The sequence below is a fragment of the Phenylobacterium sp. genome, assembly GCF_024508875.1.
Classification (GTDB): Bacteria; Pseudomonadota; Alphaproteobacteria; order Caulobacterales; family Caulobacteraceae; genus Phenylobacterium.
This window is the reverse complement of the sequence record NZ_JANINU010000055.1, coordinates 1-10365: the sequence shown is the minus strand read 5'-3', so window position 1 is coordinate 10365 and position 10365 is coordinate 1. Positions and strand designations below refer to the sequence as shown.

General features: G+C 70.0%; 12 protein-coding genes. 7 read left to right on the top strand and 5 right to left on the bottom strand.

Annotated features, from left to right (window positions below):
* Together thrS and Q0L11_RS05420 are read left to right on the top strand one after the other, a co-directional pair.
* A partial coding sequence (gene thrS / locus Q0L11_RS05425) for a threonine--tRNA ligase (protein ID WP_296595905.1) occupies positions 1-1624 on the top strand: 1624 nt, incomplete at its 5' end.
* On the top strand, positions 1621-2553 hold the full coding sequence (locus Q0L11_RS05420) for a glycosyltransferase family 2 protein (RefSeq protein ID WP_296595903.1): 933 nt from the start codon (positions 1621-1623) through the stop codon (positions 2551-2553). The genes thrS and Q0L11_RS05420, both read left to right, overlap by 4 nt.
* A gap of 189 nt (positions 2554-2742) precedes the next feature.
* Here Q0L11_RS05420 and Q0L11_RS05415 read toward each other — a convergent pair whose 3' ends face one another.
* Both Q0L11_RS05415 and Q0L11_RS05410 read right to left on the bottom strand, forming a co-directional pair.
* Positions 2743-3666 (bottom strand): hydroxymethylglutaryl-CoA lyase, encoded by a 924-nt coding sequence (locus tag Q0L11_RS05415; RefSeq protein ID WP_296595902.1) that lies wholly within the window; start codon positions 3664-3666, stop codon positions 2743-2745.
* Complete coding sequence (locus Q0L11_RS05410) at positions 3663-5342, bottom strand: glycosyltransferase family 39 protein (RefSeq protein ID WP_296595901.1); 1680 nt, start codon at positions 5340-5342, stop codon at positions 3663-3665. Before Q0L11_RS05410 ends, Q0L11_RS05415 begins: the two co-directional genes overlap by 4 nt.
* A 45-nt stretch (positions 5343-5387) precedes the next feature.
* Here Q0L11_RS05410 and Q0L11_RS05405 point away from each other — a divergent pair, with 45 nt between their 5' ends.
* Positions 5388-6125: a glycosyltransferase family 2 protein gene (locus Q0L11_RS05405; RefSeq protein ID WP_296595900.1), complete on the top strand. Its 738-nt coding sequence runs from the start codon at positions 5388-5390 to the stop codon at positions 6123-6125.
* Here the strand turns inward: Q0L11_RS05405 and Q0L11_RS05400 are convergent.
* Entirely contained in the window at positions 6122-6523 is a 402-nt protein-coding gene (locus tag Q0L11_RS05400; RefSeq protein WP_296595899.1) for an SRPBCC family protein, read from the bottom strand. The two genes, Q0L11_RS05405 and Q0L11_RS05400, sit on opposite strands and share 4 nt — an antisense overlap.
* Positions 6524-6736: 213 nt before the next feature.
* Between Q0L11_RS05400 and Q0L11_RS05395 the strand changes: the two genes are divergently transcribed.
* A complete protein-coding gene (locus tag Q0L11_RS05395) occupies positions 6737-7057 on the top strand; it encodes a DNA-binding protein (RefSeq protein WP_296595897.1) in 321 nt (106 codons plus the stop codon).
* Between the two features lie 6 nt (positions 7058-7063).
* On the opposite strand, the gene Q0L11_RS05390 is transcribed toward Q0L11_RS05395, so the two are convergent.
* A complete protein-coding gene (locus Q0L11_RS05390; protein ID WP_296595896.1) occupies positions 7064-7396 on the bottom strand; it encodes a hypothetical protein in 333 nt (110 codons plus the stop codon).
* Positions 7397-7430: 34 nt separating this feature from the next.
* Positions 7431-8066: a polyhydroxyalkanoate synthesis repressor PhaR gene (phaR, locus tag Q0L11_RS05385; RefSeq protein ID WP_296595894.1), complete on the bottom strand. Its 636-nt coding sequence runs from the start codon at positions 8064-8066 to the stop codon at positions 7431-7433.
* A 174-nt stretch (positions 8067-8240) separates the two neighbouring features.
* On the opposite strand from phaR, the gene Q0L11_RS05380 reads away from it, so the two are divergent.
* From Q0L11_RS05380 to phbB, 3 genes are all read left to right on the top strand, one after another.
* On the top strand, positions 8241-9413 hold the full coding sequence (locus tag Q0L11_RS05380; RefSeq protein ID WP_296595893.1) for an acetyl-CoA C-acetyltransferase: 1173 nt from the start codon (positions 8241-8243) through the stop codon (positions 9411-9413).
* Positions 9414-9426: 13 nt separating this feature from the next.
* Positions 9427-9642 (top strand): DUF1737 domain-containing protein, encoded by a 216-nt coding sequence (locus Q0L11_RS05375; protein ID WP_055728142.1) that lies wholly within the window; start codon positions 9427-9429, stop codon positions 9640-9642.
* A gap of 43 nt (positions 9643-9685) precedes the next feature.
* A partial coding sequence (gene phbB, locus Q0L11_RS05370) for an acetoacetyl-CoA reductase (protein ID WP_296595907.1) occupies positions 9686-10365 on the top strand: 680 nt, incomplete at its 3' end.

Here is a 10365-nt window from a genome sequence, read left to right as displayed (position 1 = left end):
CAAGATCGAACAGCGCATGAAGGAGATCGTCGACCGCGACGAGCCGATCGTGCGCGAGGTCTGGGACCGCGACGAGGCCATCGCCCACTTCAAGTCCATCGGCGAGCACTACAAGGCCGAGATCATCGGCGGCATCCCCGCCGGCGAGCAGGTCAGCGTCTATCGCCAGGGGAACTGGAAGGACCTGTGCCGCGGCCCGCACCTGCCGTCGACGAAGGCGGCGGGCAAGGCCTTCAAGCTGACGAAGCTGGCCGGCGCCTACTGGCGCGGCGACCACCGCAACCCGATGCTCCAGCGCATCTACGGCACGGCCTGGGCCAGCGAGAAGGACCTCGAGGACCACCTCCATCGCCTGGAGGAGGCCGAGAAGCGCGACCACCGCAAGATCGGCAAGGCCATGGACCTCTTCCACATGCAGGAAGAGGCCAAGGGCATGATCTTCTGGCACCCCAAGGGCTGGCAGCTCTACCGGACGGTCGAGGCCTACATGCGCCGCCGCCTCGACGCCGACGGCTACCAGGAGGTCAAGGCCCCGCAGATCATGGACCGAGAGCTGTGGGAGCGGTCGGGCCACTGGCAGAAGTTCGGGAAGAACATGTTCACCTGCGAGACGGAGGAGGGCGAGAGCCTGGCCGTCAAGCCGATGAACTGCCCCGGCCACGTGCAGATCTTCAACCACGGCCAGAAGAGCTACCGCGACCTGCCGCTGCGCATGGCCGAGTTCGGCGCCTGCCACCGCTATGAGCCGTCGGGCGCCCTGCACGGCATCTTCCGGGTGCGGGCCTTCACGCAGGACGACGCCCACATCTTCTGCCGCGAAGACCAGATCGAGGCCGAGTCGACGAAGTTCATCCGCCTGCTGGAAAGCGTCTACCGCGACTGCGGCCTCGAGCTGCACGCGGTGAAACTGGCGCTGCGGCCCGAGGAGCGGTTCGGCACGGACGAAGTCTGGGACGTGGCCGAGGCCAAGCTGGAGCGGGCCGCCCTGGCGGCCGGCATCGAGCGCGTCGAGATGCTCCCGAACGAGGGCGCCTTCTACGGTCCGAAGCTGGAGTTCCACCTGAAGGACGCCATCGGCCGCACGTGGCAGTGCGGGACGCTGCAGCTCGACTACGTCCTGCCCGAGCGCCTCGACGCCGAGTACGTGGCCGAGGACGGCTCCAAGCAGCGGCCCGTGATGCTGCACCGGGCCATCTGCGGGTCGATGGAGCGCTTCATCGGCGTGATGATCGAGAACTTCGCCGGCGCCTTCCCCGCGTGGCTCGCGCCGACGCAGGTGGTGGTCGCCACGATCACCTCCGACGCCGACGACTTCGCCCTCAAGGCCGCGGCCCAGCTCCGCGCCGCCGGCCTGCGGGTGGAGACGGACCTGCGCAACGAGAAGATCAACTACAAGATCCGCGAGCACAGCCTGGCCAAGACGCCGGTGATCGCCGTCGTCGGCCGCCGCGAGGCGGAAGAGGGCAAGGTCGCGCTGCGGCGCCTCGGTTCCGACGGCCAGCAGATCCTGACGTTGGGTGAGGCCGTGAACGTCCTTGCCAGGGAGGCGACTCCACCCGATGTTGCCCGGGCGGGGAACGACGGAACGGCCGGCCGGGAGGCTGGCGGGTTGGAGGCTGGATGAACGGCGCCGCCAAGCCGATTCTCGCGCCCGAGGTTGCGCCGGCGGACGATGTGGTGCCCCGCCGCCGCGTCTCCGTCGTCATGGTCGCCTACATGACGGGCGAGGCTCTCGCGCAGAGCCTCGACTGCGTGCTGGCCGAACCTCTGGTGGACGAGTTGGTGGTCGTGGACAACGGCTCCCGGCCCCAGGAGGTCGAGCGCCTGCGGGCGCTCGCGGCGCGCGAGCCGCGGATGGTGCTGAAGGCGGGCCACGGCAACGTCGGCTTCGCCCGCGGCGCCAACCTCGGCGCCCGCACCGCCACCGGCGACGTGTTGGTGTTCCTGAACCCCGACGCCTTCCTCCAGCCGGGCTGCATCGCCGCGCTGGCGCGCGAGATCGAGGGCCGGCCCTCGCCCTGCCTCATCGGCGGCCGGGTGCTCAACGCCGACCGCACCGAGCAGCGCGGCGCCCGACGGGGCGACATCACGCCGATGAGCGCGCTGATGTCCATGAGCGGCCTGGCGAAATCGCCGGCGCTCCACCGCTACGAGGTCCACTGGGAGGGCGACGCCCTGCCTTCGCAGGCCGTGCCGACGCCCACCATCTCGGGCGCCTGCTTCTGCATGCGCCGCGAGGACTTCGACCGTGTCGGCGGCTTCGACGAGGGCTACTTCCTGCACGTCGAGGACGTGGACCTCTGCTGGCGCGTCCGGCAGGCCGGCGGCGAGGTTCTGTTCCACCCCAAGGCCGAGGTCGTCCACATCGGCGGCACCAGCCAGACCAGCCCGCTGAAGGTCGAGTTCCACAAGGGCGTCGGCCTCGCCCGCTACTTCCGCAAGCGCGCCGTCGGCCCCGTCCAGCAGGCCGCCGCCTGGGCCCTCTCACCCCTGGTCCTGGCCGCCGCCGTCGTCCGCCCGCTACTCTGGAAACTGACGGGCCGGGCGAACTGACAGCCTCTGGCGCGGCGACCCGCCCATCTCCATGTGTCATCCCGGTTTTGACCGCAGGTCAAAGACCGGGACCCCGATTTGATGAGCAAAACGTCGTTTGCCGCGTCGAGCGCGCCCCAGGTCCCGGCGTGGATGATCGGGGTCCCGGTCTTCGCTTCGCGAAACCGGGATGACACTCGAATGGCGCGCCTAAGGCACGGCCACCGGCATCGGCTGCGCCCTCGGGAAGCCGCCGGCCTTACCCACCGACGAGGCGACCTTCTTGCCCAGCAGGTCGGACGCCCAGTTGCCGATCTCGATGAGCTGGTCCAGGTCGTAGCCGGTCTCGAAGCCGGCCCGCTCCAGCATGTAGACGAGGTCCTCGGTGCCGATGTTGCCCGTGGCGTTCGGCGCAAACGGGCAGCCGCCCAGCCCGCCAACCGAGGCGTCCAGGATGTCGACCCCGGCCTCGACGCCGGCGTAGGCGTTGGCGAGGCCGGTGTTGCGCGTGTCGTGGAAATGCAGGCGCAGCGGGATGTCGCCGGCGGCCTTCTTGGCCAGCTCGACCCGGCGGCGGACCATCCACGGATCGGCCACGCCGATGGTGTCCGCGAGGGCGATCTCGGCGACGCCGGCCTTGGCGGCGGCCTCGACGATCTGGACGACCCGCTCCTCGGGCACCTCGCCCTCGAACGGGCAGCCGAAGGCGACCGAGACGGTCACCGAGATCGGCGGGTCGTGCGGGCGGCGGGCGCCGACGATGTGCGCCATGGCCGTGACCTGCTCGTCGACGTTGGCGCCCTGGTTGCGGATGCCGAAGCCGTCCGAGGCGCAGACGACGACGTTGGCCTCGTCGCAGCCGGCGTCCAGGCAGCGCTCCCAGCCGCGCATGTTGAGGACCAGGCCGATCCGCGACCGGCCCGCCTTGTGCGGGAGCGCGGCCATGATCTCCTCGGCGCCGGCCATCTGCGGCACGCGCTTCGGATTGACGAAGGAGACGACTTCCATCCGCTTGGCGCCGGCGGCTTCCAGGCGGTGGATCATCTCCAGCTTCTGGCCGACCTCGAGCAGGGTCTTCTCGTTCTGCAGCCCGTCGCGCGGGCCCACTTCCACGATCTCGATACGCCGGCTCATCGTCTCACCTCGTTCAGCACCTCGGGCGCCACATAGACACGGAGGGTCATCGGATCACCCTTGGAGTAGTTCACGCCGCTGATGCGGGCGACAAGGACGGCCGTGCCGTCACGGGAGTCCAGGGCCTGCTGGAACGCCGCCTCCTCGTGCTGCTCGACGATGGCGGGCCGGCCCTCGACGATCGCCTGCGCCGCTTCGGCCGGGCCGTCGAGCTGGGTGGCCGTCCCCAGGGCGAAGACCAGGCTGGGCTCGGCATAGCCGGCCACGGCCACCGGCGCCTCGGCGACGCCCTGGCGCGGCAGCAGCCGGGTCTGCTCCAGCGCGCGCTCCAGCCGCGCCGAGAGCCAGAGCGGATCCAGCCGCGGCGCGAACAGCCCGGCGAGCGCGGCATGCGCCAGGACCGCCAGTCCCAGCGCCGAGAGCACCGCGCCCTCTGGAGCCCGGCGGACGAGCAGATAGGCGCCGACCAGCCCCGCCGCGGCGAACAGCCCACCGGCGATCGTCGCGGCCCAGGCGTCGCCGGACGTCCCGTACAGCGACAGCAGGTAGAAGACGGCTCCGGCCAGCGCCAGGCCGACCACAGCCGTCAGCGCCGCCCCCAGCCACCGCGCCGCCGCGCCGATCGGCTCGGCCAGGGCGCGCGCGGCGAGCCAGGCCAAGGCGCCGTACGCCGGCATCAGGTAGTGGGGCAGCTTGGTGGGCAGGGCCTCGAACAGGATCCACGTCGGGATCAGCCAGGCCAGCGCGAACCTGACGCCCGGCTCCGCGCGGTGGCGCCACGCGGCGACCGCCGCGGCCGGCAGCAGCAGGGTCATCGGGAACGACAGCAGCGGCGTGAGCAACAGGTGATACCCGGGCGGCGCGCCATGGCTCTCCTGCCCGCCCGCCAGCTTCGGCGCCAGGTCGGAGCCTACGGCCTGCGACCAGAACCCGCCGTCCGTGGCGACCGTCACCGCGCCGGCCCAGGGCCCGACCACGGCCAGGAGGATCACCAGGCCCCACCACCACTTCAGTCCGGCCAGCCAGCCGGTCCGCCGCTCCGAGATCGCCAGCACGATCATCGCCAGGAACGCCACCATCGGCCCCACCGGCCCCTTGATCAGCGTGGCCACCGCCAGGGCGCCCCAGAAGATCCAGACCGCGCGCCGTCCCGCCGGCGGCCCGCCCCGAGCTGCGGCGTAGAGGCGGCCCAGCGCGGCGAGCGCCAGCGTCGTGGTCCCGGCCAGCGCCGCGTCGGTCTTGGCGATGAAGGCCTCGGTGGACAGCAGGAGACACCCTCCGAGAAGCGCCCCCGCGACCAATGCGGTGCGCCGGTCGAAGAACCCCGCCGCGCCCCAGGCGCAGGCCGCCGCCGCCAACATCGCCCCGAGCAACGACGGCAGGCGATACGCCCAGATCTGCCGCGCCTCCGGGCTGGAGGTCAGGCTGACGCTGGCCGCCTGCAGCCAGTGGATGCCCACCGGCTTCTTGAAGCGCGGCGCGTCCTGGAAGCGGATGACCACATAGTCGCCGCTTTCCAGCATCTGGGCGGTGGCCTGGGCGAAGCGCGCCTCGTCGCGGTCCAGCGGCGGCATGGCGACCAGCCCGGGCAAGCCGGCCACGAAGGCGATGAAGGCGGCGAGCGCGGGCCCCCGCCAGCCGCCGCTCCATTTCGTCAGCACCGCGTCGAGCGTCATGGCGTGCGTGATACCACGATCCTTTCTCCTGCCACGTTTTCCGCTATGAGCGGGGCGATGGCTTCTACGCCCGACATCTCCGTGGTGGTCCCCGTCTTCGACGAGGAGGGCGCGGCGCCGGCGCTGGCGCGCGAGATCGCGGCGGCGTTCGCCGGCCGGTCGTACGAAGTGATCTTCGTGGACGACGCCAGCCGCGACGGAACGCGCGCCGCGCTGAAAGCCCTGTCGGACGAGATCCCCCAGCTTCGCGTGCTGGCGCACCGCAAGAACTCGGGCCAGAGCCGGTCGATCCGGACGGGCATCCTCGCGGCGCGCGCGCCGGTGGTGGTCACCCTGGACGGCGACGGCCAGAACGACCCGGCCGACGGCCCGGCGCTGGCGGACGCGCTGATCGCCGGCGGGCCGGACCTCGCCCTGGTGGGCGGCGAGCGCGTGAAGCGGCAGGATAGCCAAGCGAAGAAGTTCGCCTCGAAGATCGGCAACGGCGTGCGCAAGCGGCTGCTGAAGGACACCGCCAACGACACCGGCTGCGGCCTGAAGGCGATGCGGCGCGACGCCTTCCTGCGGCTCCCCTACTTCGACCACCTCCACCGCTACCTGCCGGCGCTAATGATGCGCGAGGGCTACCGGGTGGAGTTCCGGCCCGTGAACCACCGCCACCGCCAGACGGGCGTGTCGAAGTACACGAACCTCGGCCGCCTCATGGCCTCGCTCAGCGACCTCTTCGGCGTGATGTGGCTGCAGTCCCGGGCTCGTAACCCGCAAGGCGTGGACGAGGTCTAGGCCGGTACGCGATCCAGCGTCTCCTTCGCCACGGCGATCCCGGCCTCCATCATGCCCGCGAGGGTCGGCGCGACCTCGTCGGGCAGGACGTCGGCAGTCCAGATCAGCCGGCTCTTTCCGCCGCCCCGGTCCTCGACCACGAAGCTCGCGGAGTGGTGGGTGAAGCGCTCGGTGCGGACCGAATAGGCCAGCCGTCGCGCGTCGTGATCGCAGCCCAGGAACAGTTCCTTGGCCACCATGCCGTTGCCGAAGGTGACCATGCGGGCGCCGGGCATGAGTTCGACGTTGGTGACGAAGCCCGGGGCGAAGCGGGTGTGGACGGCGCCGAAATCGGCGACGACGTCCCAGACGGAGTCGACCGGCGCGTCGATGTCGGCGGTCTTTATGATGGTGGTCATGGGCGGCTCCTCTTCCTGGGCCGCAATCTGGCTATTGTCGCCGCCGGTTGCTGGCGGTTTTCGGCCAGGGTCACCCGGTCAGGTAAACGCGCTGAGGATCAGGGTGACGACGGCGACGTCGACGAAGCGCGAGAGGATGAGCAGCATTTGCCGGTCCGTGGTCGGTGAGCCCGAACAGGGTTAAGCAAACCCGGCGCCACCTGGACGAAGGCCATGGCTCTCTTCTTCGACGCCCCCTGGTTCGACGAAAAGCTCTCGGAGCGGGGCCTTTCGCGCGCCGTGCTGGGCGCGGTGGCGGGGCTCGGCGAGGACGAACTTGCGCTGGTCTTCAAGGACCAGCGGGAACTTTCCGCCGGGCAGGTTGCGGCCTTTGCCGAGCTGCTGGGCGCTTCGGCGGCGGAGGTCGCGAACAGGGCGGGCATCTCCACGCCGACGCCGGGCGCGGAGTCGCCCATGGACAGGCGGATCGCGGCGCTGGAACGGAGGGTGGCGGCGTTGGAAGCCGAGGTCGCGCGCCTGCGGGGCGACGACTAGGCGGCGTCAGATGTCTTCGCGGGTTGCGCGGCCGGTGCGCGCGCGGCGGTCGTAGCTGCCGGACCATTCGACCCGGTTGTAGGCGTCGCGGGCATGGTCGAGCAGGGCGGGCCCGGCGCGCAGGCCGCGGCGCTCGCCGTACTGGCCGATAACCTGGGCCGCGAATTCGGTGTAGCCCCGAGGGCGCTCGTCGCGGAAGCTGCGCGGTGGCTCGACCGGCGTGACGGGGACCGGCAGGCTGGACGCAGCGGCGGCGCCGGCCTCTTCGGCCCGGTCCGTCTGGGTCTTCGACGCGCGCCGCGCCGAGACCGCGCGCTGGATGCGGTCAATCCGGGACATCGTGTCGCACAACCTGCAATGCGCAGGCCACAACTCAGCCTTTCGCCAACCTGTCGAGCTGAGCTTGCATCTCCGCCATCTGCTTCCGCAAGAGGGTTAACGCCTCGTCGGAGCCGGATTCACTTTTTGTCGCAGGGGGCGGCGGGGCCGGCTCCTCGGCGCGCGCGGTCGGCGCATAGGCGAAGGGCGAGAACATCTTCATCGCCCGGTCGAAGAGCTGCAGGTTCTGGCGGGCCAGATCCTCGTAGGCGGTCATGCCGCCGCCCTGGCCGAAACTGGCCATCTGCTGGCGCAGTCTTTCCTGCTGCTGGGTGAAGCTGGCCAGGCTGAGCTCGAGGTAGCTGGGCAGGAAGGCCTGCATCGAGTTGCCGTAGAAGCTGATGAGCTGGCGGAGGAACTGGATCGGCAGCAGGTTCTGGCCCTGGCTCTTTTCCTCTTCCTCGAAAATGATCTGGGTGAGGACGCTGCGCGTGATGTCCTCGTTGGTCTTGGCGTCGTAGACCACGAAGTCGACGCCCTGCTTCACCATCTCGCTCAGATGTTCCAGCGTCACATAGCTGGACGAGGCGGTGTTGTAGAGGCGGCGGTTCGCATACTTCTTGATGACGACGCGCTCGCCCGCCGTGGAACCGCCCTGGGCGTCGGCGCCCGTCCCTTGGGTCTCGGCCATCCCTAATCCTTTACGCGACCTTGCGATGACTCGCCGGCCATTCTGCACCGCAGTATCGCGGATGCGAGCGCATAAGCAAATGGCATCGCCGAATTGCATCAGCGGCCTTGCCCTCCCTCGGCGTGGAGCCGATAGAAGAGGCCTGGGCCGCCTCGAAAAACCTCAGGATACGCCATGAGCGACATCGTCATCGTCTCCGCCGCGCGCACGCCGGTGGGCTCCTTCAACGGCGCGCTTTCCAGCCTGCCCGCCCACGAGCTGGGCAAGCTCGCGATCCAGGCGGCCGTCGAACGCGCGGGGATCGCGCCGGCCGACGTGGAAGAGGTTATCATGGGCCAGGTGCTGCAGGCCGGCGCCGGCCAGGGCCCGGCCCGCCAGGCGGCGGTCAACGCCGGCATCCCCGTGGAGAGCCCGGCCTGGAGCCTGAACCAGCTTTGCGGCTCCGGCCTGCGGGCGGTCGCCCTGGCGGCCCAGCAGATCGCCGAGGGCTCGGCCAAGATCGTCATCGCGGGCGGCCAGGAGAGCATGAGCCAGTCGCCGCACGCCCAGCAGCTTCGCGGCGGGCAGAAAATGGGCGACCTGACGCTGGTCGACACCATGATCAAGGACGGCCTCTGGGACGCCTTCCACGGCTACCACATGGGCACCACCGCCGAGAACGTCGCGACCAAGTACCAGATCAGCCGCGACGAGCAGGATCGCTTCGCCGTCGCCTCGCAGAACAAGGCCGAGGCCGCGCAGAAGGCCGGCCGCTTCAAGGACGAGATCGTTCCCGTGACGATTTCGTCGCGCAAGGGCGATGTCATCGTCGACAGCGACGAGTATCCGCGCCACGGCGCCACGATCGAGGCCATGGCCAAGCTCAAGCCCGCCTTCTCGAAGGACGGCACGGTGACCGCCGGCAACGCCTCGGGCATCAATGACGGCGCCGCCGCGCTGGTGCTGATGACGGCCAAGGAAGCCGCTCGCCGCGGCCTCACCCCGCTCGCCCGCATCGCCTCCTGGGCGACGGCCGGCGTCGACCCGGCGATCATGGGTACGGGCCCGATCCCGGCGACCCGCAAGGCGCTGGAGAAGGCTGGCTGGAAGGTCGGCGATCTCGATCTCGTCGAGGCCAACGAGGCCTTCGCGGCGCAGGCGCTGGCGGTCAACAAGGACCTCGGCTGGAACCCCGACATCGTCAACGTCAATGGCGGCGCCATCGCGCTCGGCCATCCGATCGGCGCCTCCGGCGCGCGCGTGCTGGTGACGCTGCTGCACGAGATGGCCAAGCGCGACGCCAAGAAGGGCCTCGCCACGCTCTGCATCGGCGGCGGCATGGGCGTCGCCATGGCGGTCGAGCGCTGAGAAGCGGCTGCCGATGGCGAAGCGCACGACGCTCTATCGCTATCTCACGGGCCCCGATGACGCATCCTTCTGTCATCGGGTCAGCGAGGCCCTGAGCCGCGGCTGGTCGCTCTACGGCCAGCCGACGCTGACCTTCGACGCAAGCCAGGGCCGCGTGATCTGCGGCCAGGCCATCATCAAGGACGTGGACGAACCCTACTCACCCGAGTTGAAACTATCCGAACAATGACGGCGGCAAGCCGCAGAGGACTTCACCAAGAGGGAGAATGGCTATGACGAAGGTGGCGTTGGTGACGGGGGGCACGCGCGGCATCGGCGCGGCGATCTGCAAGACCCTGCAGGAGGCCGGGTACAAGGTCGCCGCCAACTATGCCGGCAATGACGAGGCCGCCGCCAAGTTCAAGGCCGAGACCGGCATCCCGGTCTACAAATGGGACGTCGGCGATCACGATGCCTGCGCCGCCGGCATCGCCCAGGTCGAGGCCGAGAACGGCCCGGTCGATATCCTGGTCAACAATGCCGGCATCACCCGTGACGGCTTCTTCCACAAGATGACCAAGGACCAGTGGTCGGCGGTGATCCGCACCAATCTCGATTCGCTGTTCAACATGACCCGCCCGGTCATCGAGGGGATGCGGGCCCGGAATTTCGGCCGCATCATCGTGATCTCCTCGATCAACGGCTCGAAGGGCCAGATGGGCCAGGTCAACTATTCCGCCGCCAAGGCGGGCGACATCGGCTTCGTCAAGGCGCTGGCGCAGGAGAACGCCAACAAGGGCATCACCGTCAACGCGATCACGCCCGGCTATATCGGCACCGACATGGTCGCCGCCATGCCCGAGGCGGCGCTGCAGCGCGTCGTGGCGGGCATCCCGGCCGGGCGCCTCGGCAAGCCCGAGGAGATCGCCCAGATGGTCGCCTGGCTCGCCTCCGAGCACGGTGCCTTCGCCAC

Coding starts and splice junctions, on each gene's coding strand:
- Q0L11_RS05420 (WP_296595903.1), top strand. CDS start 1,621: ATGAACGGCGCCGCCAAGCCGATTCTCGCGCCCGAGGTTGCGCCGGCG.
- Q0L11_RS05415 (WP_296595902.1), bottom strand. CDS start 3,666: ATGAGCCGGCGTATCGAGATCGTGGAAGTGGGCCCGCGCGACGGGCTG.
- Q0L11_RS05410 (WP_296595901.1), bottom strand. CDS start 5,342: ATGACGCTCGACGCGGTGCTGACGAAATGGAGCGGCGGCTGGCGGGGG.
- Q0L11_RS05405 (WP_296595900.1), top strand. CDS start 5,388: ATGAGCGGGGCGATGGCTTCTACGCCCGACATCTCCGTGGTGGTCCCC.
- Q0L11_RS05400 (WP_296595899.1), bottom strand. CDS start 6,523: ATGACCACCATCATAAAGACCGCCGACATCGACGCGCCGGTCGACTCC.
- Q0L11_RS05395 (WP_296595897.1), top strand. CDS start 6,737: ATGGCTCTCTTCTTCGACGCCCCCTGGTTCGACGAAAAGCTCTCGGAG.
- Q0L11_RS05390 (WP_296595896.1), bottom strand. CDS start 7,396: ATGTCCCGGATTGACCGCATCCAGCGCGCGGTCTCGGCGCGGCGCGCG.
- phaR (WP_296595894.1), bottom strand. CDS start 8,066: ATGGCCGAGACCCAAGGGACGGGCGCCGACGCCCAGGGCGGTTCCACG.
- Q0L11_RS05380 (WP_296595893.1), top strand. CDS start 8,241: ATGAGCGACATCGTCATCGTCTCCGCCGCGCGCACGCCGGTGGGCTCC.
- Q0L11_RS05375 (WP_055728142.1), top strand. CDS start 9,427: ATGGCGAAGCGCACGACGCTCTATCGCTATCTCACGGGCCCCGATGAC.